Origin of the sequence: Celerinatantimonas yamalensis, assembly GCF_046054155.1 — a bacterium.
Lineage (GTDB): Bacteria > Pseudomonadota > Gammaproteobacteria > Enterobacterales > Celerinatantimonadaceae > Celerinatantimonas > Celerinatantimonas yamalensis.
Window position 1 is genome coordinate 314271 of the sequence record NZ_JBEQCT010000001.1, and the last position, 25582, is coordinate 339852.

The following is a 25582-nucleotide window of genomic DNA, read 5'->3' on the forward strand; positions in this document are numbered from 1 at the left end:
GGAACTTGAGAGAGCCAAGGGGTTCCATAAGGAAATGGTAGGGACGTTTAGCCAAAAGCGAGACCAACGATGATCCTTTGGCAGTCAGATCAGCCCGTAGTCGTCTGAGCAGGGGAAAGCCTTGTACATGGCAAAGGAGCTGACAGTTATATCCGTTATTAAGCAGATGCATAGTCCGGACAAAGTAGGGCTGGAGATACTATGACAACCCCACTTGATAACATCACATTTAAAGCACGAACCCACCCCAAGCACAGGTTTCAGAATTTATATGGATTATTAAATACTGATAGCCTGTATCAAAGCTGGGGGCAACTCAATAAACAAGCCGCGGCAGGTGTTGATGGCATGACCATCAGTCACTATCAGCAACGCTTACCAGAAAATATAAACCGCTTAAGTCAGGATCTTAAACAGAAATGTTATCGAGCCAATGATATTAAGCGCATCTTTATTCCTAAATCAAACGGTAAACAGCGACCATTAGGTTTGCCTACAGTCGAAGATAAACGGGTACAGCAGAGTGTTAGTCAGATCCTGCAAAGTATCTGGGAACAAGACTTTATGCGTAACAGTTATGGTTATCGTCCTAATAAAAGCGCGCATCAAGCGGTGCATAGTCTGGGGTTAAACCTGCAATTTAAAGGGTATGGTTATATTGTTGAAGCGGATATTAAAGGCTTTTTCGATAACCTTGATCACGACTGGCTGATGCAGATGCTCAAACAACGTATTGATGATAATGCGCTGCTTAATCTGATAAACCAATGGTTAAAAGCACGGATAAAATCGCCTGACGGTGAATATGCGAAGCCATCGAGTGGTAGCCCGCAAGGCGGAATTATCAGCTCAGTGCTGGCGAATATCTATCTTCACTATGCTCTTGATTTATGGTTTGAAAAGAAAGTAAAACCAAGGATGAAGGGGCGAGCGATGTTGATCCGTTATGCGGATGATTTTGTCTGCGCTTTTCAGTATGCGCATGATGCAGAGCGCTTTTATAAGGTGTTGCCGAAACGACTGGCGAAATTTAATTTAGAAGTAGCGGAAGAGAAAACATCTCTGATGCGCTTTAGTCGATTTCATCCCAGTCGCAAGAGGCAATTTGCGTTCTTGGGTTTTGCCTTTTATTGGGCAAAAGATATGAGTGGTAAAGCACACCTCAGAAGGGAAACGAGTACGAAAAAGTACAAGACCAGTCTGAAAGAGTATTACATCTACATCAAAACCCAACGGCATCAGAAATTGAATCACTGGTTGCCGGTGCTGAGGCGAAAACTGATGGGATACAGAAATTACTTTGGACTGCCGGACAACAGCCGCAGCTGCGACAGGCTCTACAATGACATTGTTCGTAGTCTGTTTAAATGGCTGAATAGGCGAAGTGGACGGAAGAGTTATAACTGGAGTCATTTCAAGACGATGTTAACGTATTATGGATTAGAGCGACCCCGAGTGAGTAAGCGATTTATTCATGTCGACTGGTATCAGGCACGTGTTTAACACGAGTGACTATATAACTGAAGAGCCGGATGCGGTCGTTCCGCACGTCCGGATCTGTGTGGGGTCGGTCTGGTAACAGATCGTTCTACCACGATAATTTCTTGGCATCTTTCCGCGTACCCCTCACGGTAAGTGTAAGGAAAATGAATGGAGAAACGATATGTCTACTACTGGGGAAAAACCAGGAAAAGGTGCATACACATGTGATAACTGTGGGCAGGTGGTTGTCTTAGATGACAATTCAGATACCTTACCGCCATGCCCTAAATGCCAAGAAACTGAATACACACCATAGGTGGAAATACAATGACTGGTAAATCTACACATGTTGTTCCAAACTCTGATGGTGGTTGGGACATTAAACAAAGTGGTGGCCAACGTTCGTCTGGTCATTTTGATAAAAAGCAGGATGCTGTCGACCGAGCAAGGGAAATTAGCCAAAATCAAAATACCGAATTGGTTATTCATAATAAAGATGGAAAAATTGGCGGAAAGGATAGCCACGGTAATGATCCTTTTCCTCCAAAAGGGTAACTAAAATTTAACAATTCAATGCAGCCGACCGCTAATGCGTCGGCTGATTGAGGCGTTATGCGCGCAAACCCGGATTCGAGAAACAAAAATCACTGTGAGTAAAGATACAGCCTGAAATAGATACCACTAAAGTCTTTAGGCCCACGTTATAGAAATAAAAGAAAGCCTATAAAAAGCGATAAAGCCAATTTATAAAAGGTTTAAGACATGAATGAACAAACAGAAAAAACACAGGAGATAAAAAGGCAATCGCTCACAAATGTAGCTTCTCAAAAGCAGAACAGTAGTGCTCAAACTTACAGTTTTGTGGATAACCGACCAGAAGCCATCCAAATGCAGAAGTTGAAAAAATGGGTTAAAAATAGTCCGCAAACGGTACAATTAAGGGCTTTACAAAGAATAGTGGGTGCTAATTCTGTTGCTCAGAAAAAAGTAAATGTGAATAAAGGGTTGGGGATTGTGGATAATCAGCCTGAGGCTATTGCTCAACGAAAACTGCAAGAGATTGTGATAAATAAAACTGAAGCGAATCAATTGCAGGGTCTCGATAACAACTCATTACAATTAAGAAGGAAAAAGAAGAACAGGCCTGGTGGGCATAAAAAAACTAAAGCCCCAGCATTAGCAGTAACTAGAATGTATGGTGACGGAACTTATGCTATTGCAAATGAGGCGAATGATACTGGTTTGCATCTTGAGCATTATGAGACCCCCCAACTTTTTTGGCGAGGTGATGACAGAACATATGGACAAGTCCGGGAAACAGGTTTCAATTCAAAAAATGAGCGGGATAATTTAAGTTTAGAAGGAAGTAATGTCATCAAATGGAGAACAGGGAACAATCAGGATGATATAGATCCAGACTCAGGCGTTTGCGTTGCCGCAGATGTAAGAGGGGCTGCCTTTTTTCCTTTGGACAGGGAAGCAAAGTATATTTATGCAGTTGGTTTATCAAGTGCAATAAACACCTATGCGATCCAAAAAGACGTAGAAAAACACGATGTGGGTATAGGATACGAAAGACCTGAACGTTATCCTTACGACCCAATAGAGAATCTGAGCGAAGGCCAATCAGCAATTTGGCAATATAAAGAATATGTATCTCATCGTATTTTGGCTCAAGAGATACTAGCTTGCTATGAAATAGTTAGAAAGGATTTCCTTCAAGATACTGGTGAGAAAACACTGGCAGGCATGCGTTTTAAACTGTCTCATATATGGACTAATAGTCAGCTACCAAAACAATTTTCCAGCGCTATTGCTAAAGCTGCTCATGTGGCTGAAATATATGCTAACTGGTTCCCTGAAAAGCCAACACAATATTTAAGTTATTATGGAATCATTGAAACCGACCTAGAAGGAGTAAAGACAGCGCAAGATGCTCAGGACGCATATGAACGAGATGAGATTACAGTTGTTGACCCTCTTGTCGGTGAATCAGCAGAAGATGCCTATGATATAGATATTTCACAAGAGCGTAGAAAAAAACAACGCACAAAAAATCGAAGACAAAAAAAGAGAAAAAAATTTAGGGGAAGACGTTAAATACCCAGTTTCAATATCAGTAATATATCTGTTTGGATTCTTATTAGGATAGTAATTTAAGGTGATTTTTTAAATAGCTCATAAAAATCCTAAAAGCTATTGAAAACGTCATTTAGCCCAATTGGTAAGAAATGATATGCACATAACAATTACATTCACTTGGACAGAAAAAATCGCCGCTCGTTCCGCGCTCTGCTTTTTGCTGCCGGTGAACGAGGCGTTAGTGCGTCAAGCGAAGCTTGATTGATGCATCTTGCAGGGTGAAAGTCCCTGTCAGGCAAGGTTTAACCAACCACCTGTATCGAGTGTTGCGCCTATGGCGGGATCTAGGATTCGTGAAATACTTATCAGCGATTTAGTCGCACTAGATGAACAAGATAGGTGAAGCGTACACAGAGAATTATATAGGCCATAGGGGCTGTCGTGGCTCTGAAGTGCTGGTATCGCTTCGATAAAGCCAATCTGACTGACGAGGTTTGTAACGCCACCGAAGTCCAAGCAAAGCAACCGTTAAAAGTGAGGTTGCGGCGAGTCAGCGGAGTTATTAAGCCGTGGTATGCATGAAGAGATGCATCAGGAACTTGAGAGAGCCAAGGGGTTCCATAAGGAAATGGTAGGGACGTTTAGCCAAAAGCGAGACCAACGATGATCCTTTGGCAGTCAGACCAGTTCATAGTCGTCCGAGACGGGAAAGCCGATCACATGGCGAAGGGACTGGCAGTTATATCCCGTGTTTAGCAGAGACATAGACCGGACAATGTAGGGCTGGATAAACTATGACAACCGAACTAAACACGATCACATTTAAATCACAAAGCCACCCCAAACACAGATTTCAGAACCTATATGGATTATTGGGGGAAGATTTACTGTATCAAAGTTGGGGACAGCTCAATAAACATTCTGCATCGGGTATTGATGGCGTCACACTGCCTCAATATAAACAACAACTGGTGAAGAATGTTTCCCGATTAGCGGATGCCCTAAAGCAGAAGTGCTATCGGGCGAATGACATAAAACGGGTTTTCATTCCCAAAGCCAATGGCAAGCAACGACCTCTCGGTTTACCGACCGTTGAGGATAAGTTGGTGCAGCAAAGTGTCAGCCAGATCCTGCAAAGTATCTGGGAGGCGGACTTTCTGCGTAATAGCTATGGCTACCGACCGAATAAAAGTGCGCATCAAGCCGTGCAAAGCTTAATGTTAAATCTCCAATACAGTGGTTATGGGTACATTGTGGAAGCCGATATTAAAGGCTTTTTCGATAACTTTGATCACGACTGGCTGATGCAGATGCTCAAACAACGCATTGACGATCAGGCGATGCTTAATCTGATAAACCAATGGTTAAAAGCACGGATAAAATCACCTGATGGAGTATTTGATAAACCATCGAGTGGCAGCCCGCAAGGCGGAATTATTAGCCCTGTCTTGGCAAATATTTATCTGCACTATGCTTTAGACTTATGGTTTGAAAAGAAAGTAAAACCAAGGATGAAGGGGCGTTGCATGATGATCCGCTACGCAGACGATTTTGTCTGTGCATTTCAATTTGTAAGGGATGCCGAGCGCTTTTACAAGGTACTACCGAAACGATTAAAGACGTTACCTTAAAAATAAGCAATTTAGACGTAGCAGAAGATAAAACATCATTAATGCGTTTTAGCCGATTTCATGTCGGGCGAAAACGTCACTTTGTATTTCTAGGATTTGAATTTTATTGGGGAACAGATGCCAATGGTAAAGCGAGGTTAAGGCGAAGAACTGCGGTTAAGAAGCAGAAAGCCACACTAAGCGAATATTACCAATGGATAAAGGCAAAACGATCACTCAAATTGAGAGAGTGGTTGCCGCAATTGAAACGAAAACTGCTAGGATTTAGAAATTATTTTGGCTTACCCGATAACAGTCGAAGCTTATCGCATTTATACAGTTATGTTTTGCATACACTATACAAATGGTTGAATAGGCGAAGTGGCCGGAAGAGTTATAATTGGAGTGATTTCAAGAAGATGTTAACGTATTATGGATTAGAGCGACCACGAGTGAGTCAGCGATTTATTCATGTCGACTGGTATCAGGCACGTGTTTAACACGAGTGACTATATAACTGAAGAGCCGGATGCGGTCATTCCGCACGTCCGGATCTGTGCGGGGTCGCCTCAGTAATGGGGCGCTCTACCGCGATGATTTAGACTCTGAAACCGAGGTTTGTCATGACACATAAACAATTTTGGCAGGACCCATACCAGATCGAACACGATACGATCATTGCTTCAGTTGATGGCGCTAGGGTTACCTTAGAGTCCACTATCTTTTTTGCCTTTTCAGGCGGCCAGGAGAGCGATCACGGAACCATTGGTGGTTATGATGTTGCCTCTGCTGTGAAAGAGAACTCCGAGATAATATACAATTTGCCGGACGATCATAAGCTAACGCCTGGTCAATCGGTGCGCATCGTAATTGACTGGGAAAGACGGTATCAACTCATGCGCCACCATTTTGCCGCCGAGCTTGTTCTTGAGCTGTTCTATAAGGCTTTTCCAAAAATCGAAAAGGTGGGCGCTCATATCGCTCAAGATAAAGCACGGATAGATTTCTCGTGGCCCGAAAGTATATCCCCATTGCTATCGGGGTTCTCCGATGAGGCAAACCGGATGATTGAATCGGGACTCCCCATTAAGACTGACTTCGACGACAAAGAAAAAGAGCGCAGATATTGGGAAATTGAGGGATTTTCAAAAGTTCCATGTGGGGGAACCCACGTAAGGACTACCAACGAGATTGGACCAATAAAGTTAAAAAGGAAAAACATCGGTAAAGGAAAGGAGCGAGTTGAGATTTTATTGGCTACCAAGAGCTAAAGGGGTCGGAGTGATTTATTCTTGATCAAGTCAGAGTAATCAGGTCGCTAGGTTATTCACTCCGACCCCTTTAATTATGAGGGTCATAAATAAGAATGGATATTTTTATCTCTAATTCACCAGGGGTAAAGAGCCTAGAATATTTAGCAAAAATTTTGGAGCAAGGTCTTCCCCTCACCGATATGAAGGAGGGTGAAAGTTCGAATTATTTTGGTGGGCAATATTTTGAGGCTTTGCTAAATGAAGCCAAAGTTAAGCTATATTACCTGGACACGGAAATGTTGGAGGATTGGATTTATATCTTGGATTGTCAATATATGTCAGCGGAATCCGTGGAATTTCTCGCGGAAAAAACAGCTAGTCTAGGACTTGAGTGCTTTATTGCTGAAGGCAACTGGTACAAGCGAATGGGTGTACCAAGGAAAGCATTACAAGCCCTAACAAACGCAAGCAATCGACGGTTTTCCGTTGCGCTTTGCTCCACTACAAACCGTGCTTGTTGCGGGCGTTATGTTCTTCTTGATATAAAGGATCTTCGCCGTGAAATTTACATTAGATAAATTCAATGGTCTGATTGTTGATTCATTGTCTATTCCTGAAAATGAATCTGAGTTTAAAAAACACTTAACTGAAATCACTGATTTCGCTGTAAATGAAAACAAAAACCTGATTTGGTTAACTCTTCCTATCGAAAAATCGCATTTGGTTCAACCTGCTACCACTCTGGGGTTTGTGTTTCATAATTGCCTTGAATCTGAATTAACGCTGATCCGTAAATCGCCGACGACAACATTCATTCCCTTCATTCCAACTCACACTCTTGGTGCCGGTGCTATTGTCCTCAATGCGTGTGATGAAATTTTAGTGATCAAAGAACATTACCAGAAAGGTTATAAATTGCCTGGCGGTCATATTGAGTTAGGTGAGCGCATTGAATCAGCCATTGTTCGTGAGGTATTTGAAGAAACTGGCGTTGAAGCCACGTTTGATTCCATCGTTGGTTTTACGACTAAGCATCCGTTTCAATTTGGCAAATCTAACCTCTATTTTGTCTGTCGGCTAAATCCCATCACAGAGACTATTGCGATCCAAGATCTCGATGAAATCGCCGATGCAAAATGGATATCGATTGCAGATTATATTCACGACACTCAGAACGGGCCTTTTAACCGGCAACTGGTTGAATCATTGGCTAAAAGTGTAGGCTTGTCTCTCGTCCATCTTGATGGCAATGATGGGCCACATAAAAAACAAGAAACGTTTTTTGTTCAATCACGAACATAACAAAAACTTAATGTGGGACGGTTTTCAACCGCCCCATAAGTCGAAGTTATAAAGCTCGAATAGAAAAGGACATTACGTGGAGATTCGATCAGGAAAATGATCAGATGTAGCGGGTATCACCGAAATCTTTAACTTCTATATTAAACATACCAATGCTCGCTTTGAGGGATTTCCATTTACAGTGGAAAATCGTCAAGAATGGTTCTCTCAATTTTCAAGTAACACCAAGCATCAACTTTATGTCGCTATAGAAAATGGAGCACTGCTGGGTTTTGCATGTTCTCAACAGTAAAGAGCGATGTCAGCCTTTGACGACACTGTAGAAGTGACCGTGTACCTAGCACCAGAGGTTAAAGGTAAAGGTTTAGGCTCTAAGTTGTATGATCAGCTATTTTCATCCATCCGTGCTTATGGTGTGCATCGCGTATTGTCGGGTTTCGTGTTTAAGGCGCAATGGTTTAGGTTTGCTAGTAGCGTTGCTCATACCTTAATGCCGCGCTGACGGATCCCCTCATAATTTTCCAAGCCCTGCGTTGTGTGTGAGCCGTTGATACTCAGTTATTGCCCATTGATAGTGGGACTCATTGATTTGATATCATCGATGGTTTCAAACCTCCCGTCCTAACCGAGGTATCGAGGGACTCTTCGGTGTTTGATACTATTGGCTTGAAAGTCAAAATGCCACTTTGCCTGAGCAGCAATGAGGCCGTTCCACCCCATTAAGATCTCAGCCAATAAGGCAATCAATAGCACTATATCTAGACGTTTAGTACAACGGGTTCGATTATGTCGAAGTGCAATGCCATAAGCGGTGCTTTTCAAATCACGAAATGATCCTTCAATCTGCATTCGTTTCGCGTAATGCTTGTTTATTTGAACCTGATTTAAAATCGAATGAGGAACATTAGTGGCAAGCATCAGAGAATGAAGGCGTTTATTGTGAATAATAGGGCATTGGTTTTGTATAGTTTGGTGTAAAATCTGACTATCGCGCATCGTGCCGTCCAATTGATTGAAATGTGTGTTTGCCGATATGCATTAGATCAAAGGTATTAATGCGCGTCTACCTTATTGTTTCTATAGGAGATTATGAGGGGATTCGTAAGACGCGGGCGTTAGGCATCAAATCATAATTAACACTAAGGATATTAAAATGATAATTGCAATAGTAAAGGCTTCAATTATTAATGGTAAGCATGAAGAGTTAAGAGAGATTGCAAATATTCTTCAATTTGAATATGCGCCGAAAGAAGAGGGGTGTGAACAATATGAGTCTTTCATTGACGGAGATACGTTTATAACTATCGAACGTTGGAAAGATCAGACCTCTTTAGATATACATCTAAAAGCTAGCCATGTTGAAAAATATGTTCCAAAACTAAGAGAATGTGTGATTGATGGGTGTTTTGATGTCCAGTTTATTAAATCGGAAGATGTTAGTTTTACTCGTATATAATTTAAATATATTGACTAGATTTCATGCCTAACAAGCTGTTAAACAAGGACAAAATACAGTTGGCTTTTTGCTCCTTCGTCGCTTATTGAGCCAACTAGATTCAGCTTGTTAACAGGGCTTTATGTATCTCAAGAATATCTACAACCCGCAGTAAGGCGCAAAATCTATTTTTAGTGTGCTGGCGAGCACTAAGCCAGTCTTGTCATTTCATTCAAAGTGAATAAATTAACCGCGCCATCAGTTCCAGCCATATAGTCCTTTAGATGTTGAGCCCCCAAATGTGTCTGCCAAAGCTCGCGGGACTCCCAATTTTCATAAAACACAAAGTGAGCTGGGTTTTCATTGTCCTGGTGCAAATCGTATTGCAGGCAGCCTTTTTCAGCACGAGTGATCTCGACTAGCTTTTCAAGCTCAGCTTTTACCAGATCAATTTTTTCGGCTTTGGCGGTTATATTTGCGACGATAGTTAATTTTGCCATGGCCCTTTTCCTTGTTGGTTAATTTTAGTTTGATTAAAACCCATGTAAAACAATCTTTCCAATTGACTTACCTGACTCCAACTCCTTATGTGCTGCCTTCAAGTTGTCGGCATTAATAATGCCTAGATTTTTACCAACGGTGGTTTGGATATGACCTTGGTCAACTAAGTCCGATACACGATTCAATAATCGACCTTGCTCATCCATATCTGGTGCATTAAACATGGAGCGTGCAAACATAAACTCAATGTGCAACGACTGGCTCTTTAGCTTTAGCTTCATCACATCAAGTGTTTTAGACGGATCATCAATCATGGTGATCTTGCCAAAGGGTGCCAGTATTTCTGTATATGTCTCGAAGTAAGACTCGGTATTATTCAGGCTAGCAATATGTGTAACCGGCCCAATGCCAAGCGCTTCGATTTGTGGTTGCAGGGGTTGGGTATGATCAACAACATGATGAGCGCCAAGTTTCTTTACCCAAGCTTGTGAACTTTCTCGCGATGCAGTGGCAATAATTGTTGCGCCAGTAATTGCTTTAGCAAGTTGCAACAAAATAGAACCAACACCTCCGGCAGCACCAACAACCATAATCACTTCATTTGATTGCTCTGTCGAGTCTGGCGATTGCTGTTGTATCGCTAAATGCTCAAACAGAATTTCCCAGGCCGTGATGGCGGTCAGGGGTAGCGCGGCGGCTTCTGCATCAGAAAGGCTTTTAGGTTTGTGGCCAACAATGCGTTCGTCAACCAGCTGATATTCAGCATTGCTGCCTTGGCGATTAAGATCACCGGCATAAAAAACCTCGTCACCTGGTTTGAATAAGACTGCGGCTTCACCTATGGCTACCACTTCGCCTGCGGCGTCCCAGCCAATCACTTTGTAGTTTCCATCTTCGGCTGCGACATTCTGGCGTATTTTATAGTCCACCGGATTAACGGCAATCGCTTTTACCTTAACTAGCAAGTCGTGACCTGTGGCAATGGGCTGAGGTAGTTCGATATCGATTAAAGACTCTGGGTTGATAATGGGTAGAGATTTGGTGTAGCCAATAGCTTTCATGGTCGTTCTCCAATTGCGTAGTTGTTGGGAGGAATAATAGGCCTTGATTGCCACTCTTTAAACAGTATAGTATTTGATATGTTCTCAAAAAATATTTGATAATGTGCTGTTAGAAGACCTTCAATTAGTGCTAAAAGTGGCTGAGTTTCGCAGCATTACTGCTGCCGCAACGCAATTAGATATGCGTACGGCTACGGCTAGTGCCGCACTTAAACGGGTAGAAAGCGCTTTGGGTGTGGAATTATTTACCCGCACAACTCGGCACCTACGTCTTTCAAGTGCGGGTGAAAAATACATTCCCCAGTGTGAGCAGGCACTGCTCATGCTGGATCAAGCGAAGCAGAACATGAAGGATGACCTGGATATTGTCGATGGAGAATTGCGCATCGCATTCTCTTCAGACTTGGGGCGCAACTTGGCTATTTCGTGGCTCGATGAGTTTATGGAAACCTACCCGGAGGTGAGCTTAAAGACAAATATCACAGATAGTAATATCGACTTCTATCGCGATTCAGTAGACATCGCATTGCGTTATGGCTCGCCCAGTGATGCGAATCTTTATGGGTTTAAGATATGCACTGTGCCTACACTACTTTGTGCGACCCAAGACTATCTTGATATACACGGTACACCTGAACACCCGCATGAATTAGTTTCACACAACGGGCTTTTTTATCAGCTTAACGACATTACCTACGATAATTGGACGTTCTCGCACAGTAGCACGGGAGCCGAATATAAAATCAAGATGAATGGTAATCGCGCCTCTAATGATGGCGACCTTGTAAGGCGTTGGTGCTTAGCAGGTAAAGGCTTGGCGGTCAAATCATGCCTTGATATGTCCGCTGATTTATTATCAGGAAAGGTTTTTAGCATCATGCCCGAGTTCAAACCTAGATCTACTGAACTTTGGCTGATTTTTCCAAGCAGACAATCGATCACACCGGCCACTCGGCTACTCAGAGATTCTTTCAAAGAGAAAAGTGTAGCCATTTTAAATCAACTGATCGACAAAGGAATTTTAGACGAGAGCGTTCTTGCTTAGAGTTTGAAGATTGCTGATTGTGATAAAATATTTAAACTAAAATCCGTAAGCCGGTATCAAGGTTTTCTATATAATATGGTGAAATCAACACATAACAAGGCCATCAATTTGACTGCTTTTCGCTGCGCTTCAAGCGGCAAATTATGGTGGCGTTGTATTTTTTGAGAAAATATGAGAGTACACATCACAGGGAATGCAGGTTCTGGGAAAACGACGTTGGCTAAGCAGTTAGGTCAAGCTCTCAATATACCCGTCGATAGCTTGGATAGTGTCGTTTGGAAAGAGGGATGGGTTGCTGCTTCAAAAGAGGAGCGAACTTTAGGTGAGCAAAAGTTAGTTAATCAACGCCGCTGGATTATTGAAGGTGTGTCAAAAACGGTTCGGGAGAATGCAGATTATGTCATCTTTCTTGATGTACCAAGGCATATTTGTTTGCTCCGTTGTTTTAAGCGTAACTTGCCTTATTTGTTTAGATCTCGCCCAGAGCTTCCCTCTAATTGTCCTGAGATCAGAGTCATCCTTAGGCTGATTAAACTAATTTGGATGTTTCCCTCCCTAGCAAGACCAATAATTTTGCAATCGCTGGATCAGCAAAAAGGTGTTGTACTTAGCCAAGTAATAAATCTGGACGATCTTGTTGCTCAGATAAAAGTTGAGTTGGGTGCGATTGGTAGGTAAAAAGATAACAAATTGCTTAAGCCTGATTTAGCAGGCGTGGCATTTTTTGTATGCGGTGGTTTCGGTGTTGAAGTGCAATGCGGCTGCTTGGTCATTGTGTGCATCACACCTTAGTAAAGCGTTAGATAAGGATGTTTAGATGGACTGCGAGCGAAGCTGATAGTGAAGCGATATCAGCACTATTAGACTCTCACGGGGAATGAGTCGTTTATTTCCGAGCGCATCAAGCAACTCGTCGCGCATCCTGACGAGGAGCTTCTTGTGGTTACTGACGCGAGTCAGGTTAATGTCGTCATTTCCGTGCATTTTATTCCACAACTTGCTTTAGCTGGCGACTTCGCCCGCATAAGCTATTTCTGCGTCGCCGATACGGCTCGGGGCCGAGGGATTGGCGCTTACATGGCATAAAGTTTTTACGCTAAAGCTCTTCCTGAGTAAATGTTCGTTTTGAGCGTTTCATTAAATGTACTCGTGCAAATCAGTATGTTAGCAAAACCATTGCGTTGACCATTTGAATCTACAGTAGCCTTTTTTAAAATATCATTGGTTCCTTAAGATTGGCTATTCTCTTCTTGAACTCACGAATTTCTATTTGTTCTGGCGTCAGCGGAGACGCTTTCGGCGCAATGCCTTGTTGCTCTTGTTTTAGTTGCCTAACTCAACGATCCATCGCCGATTTACTTACGTTCATTGCGTTGGCTGCTTCGATGATCGAATAGCCATGCTCTGTTACTCATTGTGCTGCTTCTAGTTTAAACTCTGCACTAAAAGAGCGTCTTGTACGATTTGCCATAAAGTCACCTGTTTGCTTCTGAGATGTATCTTAACATCTCTATTCAGGTGGCTAAATTAACTGTACCACTACACTACTCCAAGATGGATCAAACTGTACTTCACTTTAGTACAAAAGAATCATTTCTTCATCATCTTGGATAAATCAGCAAATGGATTGTATGTCGCTGTTTGGTGTTCATCTTCTCCTGGCTTTACTTCACTACCGTAACGCTCATGTTCTAGGTATTTGCTATGTTCATTATCGTGGCAGTAGAGGCATAACAGCTCCCAGTTGCTACCATCTTCTGGATTATTCGTATGGTCATGATCTTTGTGATGAACTGTTAATTCACGTAGATTTGAGTATACAAACTCTCGAGCGCAGTTTCCGCATACCCAAGGATAGAGTTTAAGTGCTTTTTCTCGATAACCAGCTTCTTTACGTGCATAACTGGCACTGGTTCCGTAATAGTCTGATGACATACTTGTATCCTTAAGTTTTATCTAACCTCAGATGCTAGCACGAGTACAAGTTGGAAAAAATGACCAATTGCTCTCAGTGATAAGGCGCTGACGGATTCCCTCATAATTTTCCAAGCTCTGTGTTGTGTGTGAGCCGTTGATACTCAGTTATTGCCCATTGATAGTGGGACTCATTGATTTGATAGTGTTGCGCCTGTGGCGGAGCTCGTTTTTTTCGAGTGAACAAGACAGGTGAAACGTACACAGAGAATGATGCAGGCCATAGGGACTATTGTGGTCCTGAAGTGCGGGTATCGTTTCGACATAGTCCATCTGACTGACGAGGCTTGTAACGCCACCGAAGTCCATGCAAAGCAACCGTTAAAGTGGGGTTGCGGCGAGTCAGCGGAGTTATTAAGCCGTGGCATGCATCAAGAGAGACATCAGGAACTTGAGAGAGCCTAAGTCGTCCCACAAGGAAAGTGGTAGGGAAGCTAAGCAAACTACTGCAAGGCAAACGAAGACACTTTGACAGTCAGACCCGCTCATAGTCGTCCGAGACGGTAAAGCCGATCACATGGCGAAGGGGCTGGCAGTTATATCCCGTGTTGAGCAGACACATAGGTCGGACAATGTAGGGCTGGAGACATGATGACAAACATCACATTTAAAGTACATACCCACCCCAAACACAGGTTTCAGAATTTATATGGATTACTAAATACTGATAGTCTGTATCAACGCTGGGAGCAACTCAATAAGCAAGCCGCGCCAGGTATTGATGGGATGATCATCAATCATTACCAGCAACGGTTAGTTGCAAATATCAATTGCTTAAGTCACAGCTTGTTCGGTGGCGTTGTACCTGCCAAATGTAAATTAGGCGCAGCGAAAGGATGTTGCAAGAAAAGTTAGCAGCTGAGCAATCATTTATGAACATTACAGTAAAGTCTATGAATCGTTTCCGCTTCATGTTGCAGATGTTAGTCGCAAATGGCTATGACATAACAAGTAGAGGACTATGGGCATGCTGAGGGTGAAAGAATTTGCTTCAAAAAAACGATATAGCCAAACAATCTCTAACAAAAGTTGTAAGGCAAGCCCACCCGTTATAGCGGGCGGGGAATGTCAGAGAACTCTTTTTGAAGAATGTTATTAATAATTTATACTGACAATATAAATGGCAACACTTAAGTTGCTTTATATAGAAATAGCAACTAATATGTTTCCATATGTTAAAAAGCAACTTATTAGTTTCCTTATGATAAATCTACTACAGCAAATAAAAAATCGACGTTTAGCACTTCAACTCAAGCAGAATGAAATGCCAATGCGTATCGGCATTTCTAGGCAGCAATACCAACGACTTGAAGCAAAAGGCAACCCAAGACTCGATACTCTTGAATTAATTGCCAAAGGCTTAAATAGCGACGTCATGCTGATCCCAAAAGAAAAGCTTAGCGCTGTTTTAGCAGTACTTGAAAGTCAGGGTAACAACACGTCTTTACAGAACATGCAACTCAACCATTCCAATGAGCAAAAAAAGCTATCTGATGATCCATGGAAAGGATTACTAGAAGATGGAGACGACGAAGATGACAACGGAAATTAATGTTCTTAAGTTGACTCTACATGGCCATCTAGTCGGGTATTTGGCCGGTGCAAAAAATGGACGCAATGTCCTACATTTCGCAGGAAGCTATCAATCTAATGTCACACGTCCAACTTTCAGCTTAACCACACATCCAAATTTTCCTCGTGCCGATAAAATGTTGTCAGAGTCATGGGCCACAAACCAACGTCTACATCCTATTTTGTCTAATCTCTTGCCTGAAGGTTCCTTACGAGAACTTATCGCTCAAGGGCTCAAAACCCATGTTGATAATGAATTCCATATTTTATCTTATCTTGGTATGGATTTACCTGGTGCATTAGTTGCTGAGCCAATGGAGCCTGAAGATGTACCTATACATTTATTATCCTCTCATGGCCAAGTGAAAGCCGTTAAATTCGAGAAGCTCAGCCAAGAAAACAAGTTCTCCTTGGCCGGTGTTCAAATGAAGTTTTCCATGAAGGAAAAAGATGGGCGATACAATCTATCGAAAGACAATGTACTTGGCGATTGGATTTTGAAAACACCTTCCACTAAGCATAAGGAAGTACCTGCCAATGAGTTTACAGCAATGACTCTTGTTTCTCTCATTGGTGTCGATGTCCCTGAAATAAAATTGGTCCAGCTCGACCGACTAGACAACCTTCCTCAAATTAACCTTCCCGACGAAAAATTGGCCTTCGCCATAAAGCGGTTTGACCGACATGAAGATCAACGGATTCACATGGAAGACTTTGCTCAAGTTCTAGTGAAATACCCACATGAGAAATACAACTCAGGCAACTACGAGCAAATAGCAAAAATCCTGTATCAGTTTTCTGGTGATGGTCTAATAGATGTCCAGCAACTTGCCCGTCGTTTACTTGCCAACATTCTGCTAGCAAATGGCGACGCTCATTTAAAAAACTGGAGTTTATTGTATTCAGACCAAATCACCCCCAGACTTTCCCCTGCTTACGACATAGTCACAACCAGTGTTTATATCGAAAACGAACAGCACTTTGCGCTTAATCTCGCTAAAACTAAAAATTGGTATGACGTCTCATATAAACACTTTGAATATTGGGCTACTAAATCAGATATTCCATGGCGAGCGATCAAGCCACATTTGGATGATGCAATGGAAAAAGCCAGAAGCCTTTGGCCTGATGCTTTGGACAACCTACCAATGCATGAAGAACACAAACAACAACTGAGGATGCATATGCAGAGACTTCATGAGGATTTTCGAATTTAAAAGTGTCTAGCAAAGTCTGGGGAGTCCAATGTGGTGTTTATCTCTGGATTTAAACACATATAAGTGACAGGGCATGGGGTTAGCGTCGCACAGCTGTTGGACAAGCCACTGATATAAAACCAAACGCTCATGATTAAGGTGATGATTGCCGAGTAAACGGTCGATTCGTTTAATCTTGTGTTTTGGGGCTATACGGGTTTTGATATGTCGACCTAAGGCGGTCAGAGACAAACAGTCCCCATCGAGTAAGGATGTAGTCGCAGCATCAGAGAATGAAAACGTTTTTTGTGAATTTGCGGACACTACTCGAGCAGTATTTGGTGTAATATTTGAGTTTCGCGCATTCCGACTGCCTCCGCGCAGAGTTTGATAGGATTTGTTTTTTTGCGAAATTAATTAGATCAAACAACGGGATGCGTGTCTACTATATTGAATTTCCGAAGAATAATGAGGTAATTCGCTAGAGCAAGGCGTTATGTGTATATAAATTGTAAAGTGAGAATGAATAATGACTGATGTTCCAAACAAAATTACGTTTTTTGAATTTCTTACACCATTGATTACATCTGGTAAAAAGACAATAACGATCCGAGATAAGTCAGAAAGTCACTATGTTGTAGGCTCTCAAGTCGAAGTTTTCACGTTGGAAACAGATCAAAAGGTTTGTGATATAGAAATTGAATCTGTGGAACCAATAAAGTTTGATGACATCAATGAATTCCATGCTCAACAGGAGTCTTTGGAATTACAGAGGCTTAAAGAACTAATCAAAGAAATTTACCCAAATACAAATGAATTGTTTGTTATCACATATAAGTTAATGCCAAACAATACATAACAAATTGCTGCGCTTGGGCTTGATACAGTTGTCGCGGTTTTTGCTAAAATAAAAAACGGCAAAAGCAGCATTATGAGGGGATTTGTAAGAATGCGGCGTTATATTTAATGTAGAGTCAATATGAATTTAAACCAATTTGTTTTACCGTACACTGATATGTACGGCCCATATCTTTTCATATCAGCTGTGCTTTTAATCTCAATTTTAAGTCTAAATAAAAAGGGTGTGGTAGATGCTTCGATTAGTATCAATAACTCTAATTTCCTTAAAGGACTATTCATTTTAACAGTGGTACTCCATCACTTCTTTCTAAAAAGTGTTGTTCATGAAACTATAGTTGATGTTGTTATTAACAAAATTTATTCGAGCGCGGGGTTCCTAGCCGTAGGGATTTTCTTTTTTCTATCTGGATATGGGTTAAGTGCCAGTAGAAAAAATATCTCACTTTACAATCTACTAAAAATTAAGTTATTCAGGGTATATATACCTTGTCTTGTAGTTAACTTAGTAGTTTCTATTTTGCTACATAAAAATATATTGCAATCATTCAACCCGATTGCATTTGATACGACACAATGGTTTATTATTGCGATTTTATTTTTTTATTTATTTGACTTTTTCGCTATAAAAATAAATATTGGAATTCTTACAATTAATTTTTTTGTCATTATATGGGTTATCGTGTGCATTAAACTAGACTTAGGTTTGTGGTGGTATGAGTCATCTTTCTGTTTCCCACTTGGTTATATTTGGCAAAAACATAGTTCGATAATCACAGAATTTATTTCACGAAACACAACAAAAATACTAACTTTATTGTTTATTTTTTTCGGTGTTTCATTTCTAATAGAGCTTCGATATCCTTACGAAACTTTTCTCACTGCAGTTATATTTAGCTTATTTATTTCATTGGTTGTTGCAAGATTTAACCCAACAAATAAGATAATGAATGCTATCGGTAAGTCATCTCTTGAAATATATATTCTTCATATTAAGCTTGCTTGGATTATGATTTATATCATGAACACTTTCAAAATAACAAATAGCTTTTCTTTTATAATCTATATGGTAGTTTTAATAATTTCGGGCATGATTTTTTCAAAAATAAACAATTATATACTGATCAAAATAAAATCCAGAAAATTATTTTAATGGGTAGGGTACGACCAAAAAAGAATGGCATGTTAAAAATATAGCAAGCCAATCAACTGGACAAATACAGCTGGCTATTTTCGCTTTGCTCAAATGTAGCCAACAGTTATTTTATAGACTCAAGGTGATTCCTTGGTTGGTAACTGAAGTGTGTATTTTTTCAAATGAGCTCATCGAGCGTTCGTTGTAATCCATTCAAATCAAAAAGCCAATAATCTCGCAATGGCTGTGCGCGTATCACCATTCGGCAGATTGCCTTTTTTCGAGTCATTGAGGCATCGTTCTTTGGGTTCGGTTGTTTGATGATGACAAGACCAGCCACGGTGACCGCAAAATCGTCTCTTCGCTACTGCTTTGTGGCGCACCTTGGCGCGTTAGGTAGAATATGGCTATCGAGTTTGATTTTACCCCGCTTTAACGGGCACCAATATCTATCAGATGAGATGTTCAATTACCAAATATATGTCTCAAATTATTTATTCCGGGCTAAGCGTGTTGATCTTTGGTGGTTTGCCCATCTATTTTGAGTTATCAGAAGATCAAAGAAACGACATTGCTCGCGCGATAGCTTAGTCGACCATCTGAAAGAGATAAATGTGTTCGTCGCTGATAAGGGGTATGACAGCAAAGCTCTGAGGACATATGTTGATTCAAAAGGTAGTAAAACGGTCATACCTAAGAGATATGATGGTCAGGATATAGATAAGGACAGCGTAGATTGGTGCCTGTATAAGTACCGACATTTAGTTGAAAATGCTTTTGCAAGGATTAAACACTTTCGTTCTATATCAATAAGATACGATAAATTAGCAAGAAACTACGTCCGTATGGTGTCACTAGCATTTTCTGTGATGTGGCTACCGATACATTGCTGAATGAAATTTGTACAGCAACGATCAACAGCCTCTAGGTGTTTCAATCAAACGTACCCAGTTTGTAAAAATATTGAGTCTTGCAGCGGCAAGTTTTAGGCAGACCAGTAAAGGTACGGCAATAAGTACTCCGACAGCGCCCCAGATCCAGCCCCATAGAACCACCCAGAGAATTAATATCAGTGGATTCAACCGCATGTTACGTCCCAATACGGTGGGAGTGATAAATTGTGCTTCGATGATGTTGATGGAGAAGAATATCAGCGCAGGCATAAATGCCATCCACTCTGCTCCGTACTGGATGATGCCTGCCAGGTAGAGAACCAGCATGGCAATAATAGGGCCGATATAGGGGGCAAAATTGAGTAATGCAACCATCACGCCCCAGAGCAGAGCGTCTTCAACGCCTGCTACCCACAGTGCCAGCCCTGTAACGACTCCAAGACCTGTATTGATGACGCTGACGGTCAGAATATAGCGAGATAACTCTCGCTGTACTTCATTAAGAAGTGAGTTAGCTGCCTGCTTATCGCGCTCCTGAGGAAAGCCGCTAATAAAGTTGACATACAGCAGAGGCCCAAATACCAACATGAAAATAACAAGAATTAGGAAAGTAAAAAACTGTGCCAGCACGACAGGCGTAGCACCTAAGAACTCAACGATCAGCTCCATCCCACCTTGTTTAAAGCGATCAGATACTGGATTACTGGTTGGCGTTGGTTCTGGTCGCTTTTCTTTAGGCTCGTCTTTGCGGAACCAGCCAAATAACCGGAAACCTTTTTTCTCTTCGACTTGCTGAGCTGTGCCAGTGTCTTGTACTGGAATCATTTCAACCGGGGATAGCGTCTGACTTATCTCGTTCAGTTCCGTTGTAAATTGCGAAGACAATTCGGGAATTCTCTTGCTCCATTTTTGTGCCGGTTCAACGAGCTGCATGCCAAGTAGCGTGAAGGGCACACCAATCATTACTAGAAGCATCAGGGCTGAGAACGCTCTCGGAAAATAGAAGCGTTTAAGTAAGCTCACAACCGGGCTCAGTAGTAGGGCAAAAAGTGCAGCGACTACGACAGGTAAGAACAGAGTTTTAGCAAAGTAGAGCGTATAAAGTACAACAATGGCTAAAAGCCAATATATAATCACCTGAATTGGTGTTAAATGTGTTTTACTGGATTCGTTTTCCTCTTTATTAGTGGTAGGTTCCTTCTGTGCTGGTTGATTCATTCACCGGCACCGAATTGCTTGCCTAGGCTAAAGGCTTTACTGGTTAGTGGGAACAGACGACTACCAGTAATACCCATGGCGTAGAAACTTTTCGGCCCCATGGTTGCCATCAGTGCGCCAGCTGCGGCACCGACGCTGATCAGCCAGACCGGTGGGATTTTTTTAAAAGTACGGTGTGTATCCTGAGCGAGTACGCGGATGTTTTCTGTTCTTAAGTTGAGCTTTTGATCAAGGGTATCAATCTTTTTTATCAATTTCTGTCGTTTCATCTGTCATCCCTTGTAAAAGTCGTTTGGCATGTGTCTTGGTACGTTTGAAACCTAATCCGCTACGGAATCGCTTTCGCAGAAGGAGAAGTGCTATGCACAGCACAATCTGCAAAAGCGTGAACGTTGCCAATGCTAAGGATATTGAGGTGGAGAAGTCGTATACGAACCACGCTGTCAGAGCACACAATGATACCCATGCAAGTATGAACGCGGGAAATAGCGCCAACCATGTCAACAATAGCCGTCCAGCATCTCCGGCTGACAGCTGTAACTCAAGTCTGAACAATTCGCCCAGTTCTTTCGCTGCGACGGCAGTCTGACCAGATAGTGCCATCAGTTGATCTGCTAATGTTTTCGCCAGTGCTTTTTCTTTGCTGGTTTCTTTGTCCGTAATATCTTGATCCGCACTATTTGGCTTAGCGCTATCTGGGTTCGATGTTTCCGGTCCGTCGGATGGCTCCTCCATACCGGGCTCACGCCCTAAACTCATTTGCGAGTAAGAAACTTAGAGGCAATAAAGCCCGCTGCGAACGCGATACACATCGTCGCTAAGGGGTTGTCCTTCATGTAAGTGGTTGCCTGATCGGTCAGGTCGCTTGCTTTATCGCGTCCTTTCTTTAGTTGCTCGACGGCGTCACTTTTCATATCAATGCCGGCTGATTCTGCAGCCGCTTTGAAATGGTTTTTTGCTTCCATCAATTTTTCGTAGGCTTCTGTTACTGCGACTTTACTTGCTTCAATCTCTTGTTCTTTAGTGGGGTCTGTTGCTTTGGAGTTTGCAGTTGTCATAATAACTATCCTTTTCGGTTGTTTTCTGACTGAATAACATATGTCAGTTTTAAATTTTATGTTATTAACACCAGCGAATGGTTGATCACTTCAAAAGTACTCTCTATTAAGGAACTATACAATAGTCTTGCAAACACCCATAATAGTGATGATTTTCTGTCGATTTATATTAGCGAGCAGGGCAGTTTGCAGAAATTGCAGCGTTTCCTATTTGTGGAATTAGAGGTTGTGGAGATCGATCTGACCCTTGAAATAGAAAAAGAAGCGCTAGGAAATATTTTTATTACGAGTTTTTTGAGTATGAGTAGTTTTTTAGCGTGGTGTGGGGTGACCTTTTACTAAAGGTTGGTGATTGTTAACGCGGGGGATGTTTTCGCACGAAGTGCGTAACCCAGAAACAATAGCCATTGAAAATGTAACTATCTGAAAAATTAACAAAGGATATTTTGCTCATAAGAAAACGACTATTATGAAGTTATCAATTATATAGTGGTCACTTTCACAGAAAGATTGCGCACATTGTCGGGCGCTGATAGTTTTAAAATATTCAAGATCAATCACTTAACCGAAGTGGTTTAACGGTTCTTAAAAAGGGCTGTGTACAGTATTCCAGAAAAGCGCATATGCTCGTTTTTCTTATAAAGCAAAAAGATATGGTAGGGAGAGTGGATCTCTGCTTCTGTGAAAGTTCGCATGCGTGGTAAGGCCTAGGAATACTAGACACTTTCTAATGATCTAAAATATCGATTTTCATATTTCATTGGTGAAATTCTACCATTAGCAGTATGACTGCCTTTTCGAATTGTAAAACATCTCAATGTATTGAAAAATAGTTAACCTTGCTTCTTCTTGGGTTTTGAACTGAATACGCCTGATTTTTTCTTTCTTTAAATTACTAAAAAAGCTTTCAGCGACCGGATTATCCCAACAATTTCCACGTCGACTCATGCTTTGCTCAATATTTAATGTCGCAAGTAATTTTTTATATCGACGACTCGTGTATTGACTTCCTTGGTCTGAATGAAGTTTGACGGTCTGAGTGGGTTTTCGACGCCAGTAAGCCATCGTAGACCGTTTGAATCTACAGCGGCCTCCTTTAGGATGTCGCGTTCCTGCTGAACGCGTTTTAATTCACGCTAAAGTTGAGCCACTTGAGTGTGTAAATCAAGCTCATTATTACGTTGTTTTGGCGATTGAGAGAACGTTTTAGTCCAAGCATATAAGGTCTTAGAACTGATCCCTAGCCGCTCAGAAACATCGGTGACAGAGTAGTCATATTTGATGACCTGATTAACGGCTTCTTGCTTAAATTCAGCAGTATAACGAGTACCTTTACTCATGATTGACCTCTTATGGTTTAAGTTACAATTTTTACCGTAAGAAGTGTCTATAAGTCTCAGGCCTTACCATTTTGAGTAAATCGTGTCATTACGGGTATCGTGCATGGCGTGGATTGAATAGGTTTTTGGCGAAATTACTTCGATCAAACAACACCAAGCACGTCTAGTGATTTGAACTGACAGGGATTTATGAGTGGCAAATTTAAAGTTGGTGATGTTATAGTTCTAACTTCTGGCAGTGAGCTTAATGATCGTCGAAGGTTATTTAGACAGTATTCTCGGTAAAGTTCAATGCATCTGGTCTGAAAAATAAAAAATTCATCTTAACGCATCTCTTGAGGCGATCTTAGAAGAGTACGATCCAGTATAACAATTGTTTCAAATCGTTCGCCTCGCTCACAGGGACGGGCTAAAGCCAGCCCCTTAAAAATGTTAGCAACCTGAGTTAGACCATGACATTCATACGACAGGCAACGCCTGATGATGTACCAACTATACTTCCACTTGTGGACAGCTATTGGGATTTCGAGGAAATTTCCGGCTTTGAACAAGAACGTGTTGCAGCACAGCTAACTTGTTTGCTCTCAAATCCAAATCTAGGTGCTGGCTGGATTGCAATTGTGGATGGTGTGGCGGTTGGTTATCTACTTGCAGTCCACTTATTTAGCCTTGAGTATTTGGGGCTTACAGCAGAAATCGATGAGTTTTTCGTTTTGCCCTCACAGCGAGGCAATGGTATTGGCGCAAAACTTTTAACAGTTGCTGAATCTGAGTTTGTGCAGCGTGGCTGCACAAACATGTCGCTTCAGTTGTCTCGGGGTAACAATTCAGCGCGTGACTTCTACCACAGCCTAGGGTACGCCGATAGGCCAGGGTACGAGCTCCTTGATAAATCATTGAACTGCTGACAAGTTACTGAGCGGAACATAATGAAAAGTATCTACATTCCCATCGAAAGTAGTCATATTGATGTTTTGGATTGTATTCGTCGAGACTACGATTCTTTATACGGAAAAATACCGGCTCATGTGACGCTAGTATTCCCTTTTTTGTCTGAGTTAGATGAAGGTTTGGTTGTGTCTCACATTCGTGAGGTTCTTGCTTGCGAAAAACAATTCTCTTTTACTCTTGGCTTTACGTTATTTAACGATAATGGCACTTGTTATATCCCTATTGAGAAGGGTGCAAATCATATTACGTCACTCAATAGTAGACTATATTCTGGTTGTCTCTCTAGCTACCGGTCCCTTGAATATGAGTTTGTTCCGCATGTTACAATTGCTAGGAGCGTTTCACCTGATAAGATTATCCATGTTGAAAGTAGAGCAGAATCAGTTTTTGGTACAAATTTTGTTGTTAAAGAGGTTGTTCTCGAAAATATAGGTAAAGACGGAAGTGGTAAGGTGGTTATCAGTACTAAATTAGCGGTGTTTCCATAATAAGTTGTTCACCTCATTCGCTAAGCCCTTATCGGTGAATGTCAGCAAGATCGGGACAGCCACTGCTTGCGACTTATGCGCTGGCTTCGCCATGATAACGCAATGCTGCTGCCCACTAGTTTGGCGTTAGTTGCCCACCGACTACAATTAGTCGGTAGGGAATTTCTGCTTCTGGTGTAAGACTCGCATGACGCGAATAACTGAACCTTCAACCCAGTAGGAAACGATCATTGATATTTCGGGAATAATGAGTAATCGTCCGCGAATGCCATCACGTTGAACACCCATCAATGGCTGATCTAGTAAATTTTCTACTTTAGCTTCAATGAGTTTATCAGTTTTTTCAGCTGCATCAGGGTTGAAGTCATAAATAAATTCAAAGATCTTCTCACGATCATTTAGCGATTCTTCTTCCCATGAAATCATTGCTGACCTTGGCTACGAATCTTAGCTTTTCGTTCAGCCATTCGTGCTTTTGCTGAGTGATGCTCAACAAATGAAGCTTCTCCTGAGTCAAACTTTTCAAATGCCAGGTTTACTTGTTCAGTTAACCAAGCGTCATGAGATAATGCTTTTCTTTGTTGCTCAGCCATTTGCTCAGTAAGCTCACGGCAAGCATCGCTAAGAGTGCGACCTTGGCTCTCAGCCATTTGCTGGGCTAAACGTTTAATTTCGTCGTCAACACGAAATTGAATTCTAGTGTCCATGAGTCGTTCCTAAATCTACGTGTGTACAAATGTTAGCACTGGTATTGAACAAGGGCAACTAACATAAGACTATGGCGTCAATAGTTAACTTTTAGCCGTATTTACATCCCACATAGCACCGTTTCTGAGCCTGGGATTTAGTATGACAACCGTCTTTCTGACGCAGGCAATAATGGCGACTTTGTTGGGTTTTCCGGTCTCAAGAAGTCACTGATAGGTGGTTTTAAAAACGAGATTTCTTTGAATCGCCGACATTATTGCCATGAACAAAACTGTTCTAACTGGATGGCGGCTGCCTTGTATGATTTGTTTCCCTTTATATCGGCTATTTTCTTTGGTAATAGGAGCGACGGCGACTTGTTTATTCCAATAGATGCCTATACCGTCCGGCATTTACAGTTTGATGTTTGTAAGTCAATAA

29 protein-coding genes and 7 pseudogenes are annotated in these 25582 nt (G+C 41.6%); 21 read left to right on the forward strand and 15 right to left on the reverse strand.

Annotation, left to right across the window (positions count from 1 at the left end; genetic code table 11):
* Positions 1 to 201 precede the first annotated feature (201 nt).
* From ltrA (ABUE30_RS01560) to ABUE30_RS01600, 9 genes and pseudogenes are all read left to right on the forward strand, one after another.
* A complete protein-coding gene (gene ltrA, locus ABUE30_RS01560; RefSeq protein WP_408621929.1) occupies positions 202 to 1503 on the forward strand; it encodes a group II intron reverse transcriptase/maturase in 1302 nt (433 codons plus the stop codon).
* A gap of 160 nt (positions 1504 to 1663) precedes the next feature.
* On the forward strand, positions 1664 to 1798 hold the full coding sequence (locus ABUE30_RS01565; protein ID WP_082038639.1) for a zinc ribbon-containing protein: 135 nt from the start codon (positions 1664 to 1666) through the stop codon (positions 1796 to 1798).
* A gap of 11 nt (positions 1799 to 1809) precedes the next feature.
* A complete protein-coding gene (locus tag ABUE30_RS01570) occupies positions 1810 to 2037 on the forward strand; it encodes a DUF2188 domain-containing protein (protein ID WP_408621930.1) in 228 nt (75 codons plus the stop codon).
* Positions 2038 to 2244: 207 nt separating this feature from the next.
* Complete coding sequence (locus ABUE30_RS01575; protein ID WP_408621931.1) at positions 2245 to 3582, forward strand: hypothetical protein; 1338 nt, start codon at positions 2245 to 2247, stop codon at positions 3580 to 3582.
* A 776-nt stretch (positions 3583 to 4358) separates the two neighbouring features.
* A pseudogene (ltrA, locus tag ABUE30_RS01580) lies at positions 4359 to 5674 on the forward strand (group II intron reverse transcriptase/maturase).
* 123 nt (positions 5675 to 5797) lie between these two features.
* Positions 5798 to 6445, forward strand: coding sequence for an alanyl-tRNA editing protein (locus tag ABUE30_RS01585; protein WP_408621932.1), 648 nt, complete (start codon positions 5798 to 5800; stop codon positions 6443 to 6445).
* 95 nt (positions 6446 to 6540) lie between these two features.
* Positions 6541 to 7005: a hypothetical protein gene (locus tag ABUE30_RS01590; protein ID WP_408621933.1), complete on the forward strand. Its 465-nt coding sequence runs from the start codon at positions 6541 to 6543 to the stop codon at positions 7003 to 7005.
* Entirely contained in the window at positions 6986 to 7729 is a 744-nt protein-coding gene (locus tag ABUE30_RS01595; RefSeq protein ID WP_408621934.1) for an NUDIX hydrolase, read from the forward strand. The genes ABUE30_RS01590 and ABUE30_RS01595 overlap by 20 nt, the downstream gene beginning before the upstream one ends.
* 115 nt (positions 7730 to 7844) lie before the next feature.
* A pseudogene (locus tag ABUE30_RS01600) lies at positions 7845 to 8165 on the forward strand (N-acetyltransferase family protein); the annotation flags it as partial.
* 185 nt (positions 8166 to 8350) lie between these two features.
* On the opposite strand, the gene ABUE30_RS01605 reads toward ABUE30_RS01600, so the two are convergent.
* Positions 8351 to 8725, reverse strand: coding sequence for a transposase (locus tag ABUE30_RS01605; RefSeq protein WP_408621935.1), 375 nt, complete (start codon positions 8723 to 8725; stop codon positions 8351 to 8353).
* A 157-nt stretch (positions 8726 to 8882) separates the two neighbouring features.
* On the opposite strand from ABUE30_RS01605, the gene ABUE30_RS01610 reads away from it, so the two are divergent.
* The gene (locus ABUE30_RS01610) at positions 8883 to 9185 is read left to right on the forward strand and encodes a putative quinol monooxygenase (RefSeq protein ID WP_408621936.1); all 303 of its coding nucleotides are present in this window, start codon (positions 8883 to 8885) and stop codon (positions 9183 to 9185) included.
* Between the two features lie 188 nt (positions 9186 to 9373).
* Here the strand turns inward: ABUE30_RS01610 and ABUE30_RS01615 are convergent, their stop codons facing one another.
* Both ABUE30_RS01615 and ABUE30_RS01620 read right to left on the reverse strand, forming a co-directional pair.
* Complete coding sequence (locus tag ABUE30_RS01615; protein WP_408621937.1) at positions 9374 to 9664, reverse strand: putative quinol monooxygenase; 291 nt, start codon at positions 9662 to 9664, stop codon at positions 9374 to 9376.
* Between the two features lie 33 nt (positions 9665 to 9697).
* Positions 9698 to 10726, reverse strand: coding sequence for a zinc-binding alcohol dehydrogenase family protein (locus tag ABUE30_RS01620; protein ID WP_408621938.1), 1029 nt, complete (start codon positions 10724 to 10726; stop codon positions 9698 to 9700).
* Positions 10727 to 10829: 103 nt separating this feature from the next.
* Between ABUE30_RS01620 and ABUE30_RS01625 the strand changes: the two genes are divergently transcribed.
* From ABUE30_RS01625 to ABUE30_RS01635, 3 genes are all read left to right on the forward strand, one after another.
* On the forward strand, positions 10830 to 11771 hold the full coding sequence (locus tag ABUE30_RS01625; protein WP_408622514.1) for a LysR family transcriptional regulator: 942 nt from the start codon (positions 10830 to 10832) through the stop codon (positions 11769 to 11771).
* A gap of 171 nt (positions 11772 to 11942) precedes the next feature.
* Positions 11943 to 12449, forward strand: coding sequence for an AAA family ATPase (locus ABUE30_RS01630; RefSeq protein WP_408621939.1), 507 nt, complete (start codon positions 11943 to 11945; stop codon positions 12447 to 12449).
* Between the two features lie 261 nt (positions 12450 to 12710).
* Positions 12711 to 12857, forward strand: coding sequence for a hypothetical protein (locus ABUE30_RS01635; protein ID WP_408621940.1), 147 nt, complete (start codon positions 12711 to 12713; stop codon positions 12855 to 12857).
* 119 nt (positions 12858 to 12976) lie between these two features.
* On the opposite strand, the pseudogene ABUE30_RS01640 reads toward ABUE30_RS01635, so the two are convergent.
* A pseudogene (locus ABUE30_RS01640) lies at positions 12977 to 13242 on the reverse strand (transposase); the annotation flags it as partial.
* Between the two features lie 119 nt (positions 13243 to 13361).
* Complete coding sequence (locus ABUE30_RS01645) at positions 13362 to 13706, reverse strand: YajD family HNH nuclease (RefSeq protein ID WP_408621941.1); 345 nt, start codon at positions 13704 to 13706, stop codon at positions 13362 to 13364.
* A gap of 630 nt (positions 13707 to 14336) precedes the next feature.
* Between ABUE30_RS01645 and ABUE30_RS01650 the strand changes: the two genes are divergently transcribed.
* The 3 genes from ABUE30_RS01650 (at position 14337) to ABUE30_RS01660 (ending at position 16534) form a co-directional block, all read left to right on the forward strand.
* Positions 14337 to 14600, forward strand: coding sequence for a hypothetical protein (locus ABUE30_RS01650; protein WP_408621942.1), 264 nt, complete (start codon positions 14337 to 14339; stop codon positions 14598 to 14600).
* 346 nt (positions 14601 to 14946) lie between these two features.
* Positions 14947 to 15297, forward strand: coding sequence for a helix-turn-helix transcriptional regulator (locus ABUE30_RS01655; protein ID WP_408622515.1), 351 nt, complete (start codon positions 14947 to 14949; stop codon positions 15295 to 15297).
* Positions 15281 to 16534: a type II toxin-antitoxin system HipA family toxin gene (locus ABUE30_RS01660; RefSeq protein WP_408621943.1), complete on the forward strand. Its 1254-nt coding sequence runs from the start codon at positions 15281 to 15283 to the stop codon at positions 16532 to 16534. The genes ABUE30_RS01655 and ABUE30_RS01660 overlap by 17 nt, the downstream gene beginning before the upstream one ends.
* A 69-nt stretch (positions 16535 to 16603) precedes the next feature.
* Here ABUE30_RS01660 and ABUE30_RS01665 read toward each other — a convergent pair.
* A pseudogene (locus tag ABUE30_RS01665) lies at positions 16604 to 16827 on the reverse strand (IS4 family transposase); the annotation flags it as partial.
* Between the two features lie 215 nt (positions 16828 to 17042).
* Between ABUE30_RS01665 and yqfB the strand changes: the two are divergent.
* The 3 genes and pseudogenes from yqfB to ABUE30_RS01680 all read left to right on the forward strand — a co-directional run.
* The gene (gene yqfB, locus ABUE30_RS01670) at positions 17043 to 17372 is read left to right on the forward strand and encodes a N(4)-acetylcytidine aminohydrolase (RefSeq protein WP_408621944.1); all 330 of its coding nucleotides are present in this window, start codon (positions 17043 to 17045) and stop codon (positions 17370 to 17372) included.
* A gap of 120 nt (positions 17373 to 17492) precedes the next feature.
* Positions 17493 to 18524: an acyltransferase family protein gene (locus tag ABUE30_RS01675; RefSeq protein WP_408621945.1), complete on the forward strand. Its 1032-nt coding sequence runs from the start codon at positions 17493 to 17495 to the stop codon at positions 18522 to 18524.
* A gap of 504 nt (positions 18525 to 19028) precedes the next feature.
* A pseudogene (locus ABUE30_RS01680) lies at positions 19029 to 19399 on the forward strand (transposase); the annotation flags it as partial.
* A 21-nt stretch (positions 19400 to 19420) separates the two neighbouring features.
* Here ABUE30_RS01680 and ABUE30_RS01685 read toward each other — a convergent pair.
* The 6 genes and pseudogenes from ABUE30_RS01685 to ABUE30_RS01710 form a co-directional block, all read right to left on the reverse strand.
* Positions 19421 to 20617, reverse strand: coding sequence for an AI-2E family transporter (locus ABUE30_RS01685; protein ID WP_408621946.1), 1197 nt, complete (start codon positions 20615 to 20617; stop codon positions 19421 to 19423).
* Positions 20614 to 20886 (reverse strand): hypothetical protein, encoded by a 273-nt coding sequence (locus tag ABUE30_RS01690; protein ID WP_408621947.1) that lies wholly within the window; start codon positions 20884 to 20886, stop codon positions 20614 to 20616. The genes ABUE30_RS01685 and ABUE30_RS01690 overlap by 4 nt, the downstream gene beginning before the upstream one ends.
* Positions 20855 to 21352 (reverse strand): hypothetical protein, encoded by a 498-nt coding sequence (locus ABUE30_RS01695; protein ID WP_408621948.1) that lies wholly within the window; start codon positions 21350 to 21352, stop codon positions 20855 to 20857. Before ABUE30_RS01695 ends, ABUE30_RS01690 begins: the two co-directional genes overlap by 32 nt.
* Before the next feature lie 20 nt (positions 21353 to 21372).
* Positions 21373 to 21675 (reverse strand): hypothetical protein, encoded by a 303-nt coding sequence (locus ABUE30_RS01700; protein WP_408621949.1) that lies wholly within the window; start codon positions 21673 to 21675, stop codon positions 21373 to 21375.
* A 716-nt stretch (positions 21676 to 22391) separates the two neighbouring features.
* Positions 22392 to 22740, reverse strand: a pseudogene (locus ABUE30_RS01705) (IS3 family transposase); the annotation flags it as partial.
* A 71-nt stretch (positions 22741 to 22811) separates the two neighbouring features.
* Positions 22812 to 23015 carry a transposase gene (locus ABUE30_RS01710; RefSeq protein WP_408621950.1) on the reverse strand — a complete coding sequence of 68 codons (204 nt, stop codon included), beginning with the start codon at positions 23013 to 23015 and terminating at the stop codon, positions 22812 to 22814.
* Between the two features lie 452 nt (positions 23016 to 23467).
* On the opposite strand from ABUE30_RS01710, the gene ABUE30_RS01715 reads away from it, so the two are divergent.
* Complete coding sequence (locus tag ABUE30_RS01715) at positions 23468 to 23923, forward strand: GNAT family N-acetyltransferase (RefSeq protein ID WP_408621951.1); 456 nt, start codon at positions 23468 to 23470, stop codon at positions 23921 to 23923.
* A gap of 21 nt (positions 23924 to 23944) precedes the next feature.
* Positions 23945 to 24454, forward strand: coding sequence for a 2'-5' RNA ligase family protein (locus tag ABUE30_RS01720; protein WP_408621952.1), 510 nt, complete (start codon positions 23945 to 23947; stop codon positions 24452 to 24454).
* 147 nt (positions 24455 to 24601) lie between these two features.
* On the opposite strand, the gene ABUE30_RS01725 is transcribed toward ABUE30_RS01720, so the two are convergent.
* The 3 genes and pseudogenes from ABUE30_RS01725 to ABUE30_RS01735 form a co-directional block, all read right to left on the reverse strand.
* Positions 24602 to 24880, reverse strand: a complete 279-nt coding sequence (locus ABUE30_RS01725; RefSeq protein WP_408621953.1) for a type II toxin-antitoxin system RelE/ParE family toxin — start codon at positions 24878 to 24880, stop codon at positions 24602 to 24604.
* Positions 24877 to 25161, reverse strand: coding sequence for a damage-inducible protein J (locus tag ABUE30_RS01730; RefSeq protein ID WP_408621954.1), 285 nt, complete (start codon positions 25159 to 25161; stop codon positions 24877 to 24879). Before ABUE30_RS01730 ends, ABUE30_RS01725 begins: the two co-directional genes overlap by 4 nt.
* Before the next feature lie 84 nt (positions 25162 to 25245).
* Positions 25246 to 25542 (reverse strand): annotated as a pseudogene (locus ABUE30_RS01735) (IS110 family transposase); the annotation flags it as partial.
* Positions 25543 to 25582 lie beyond the last annotated feature (40 nt).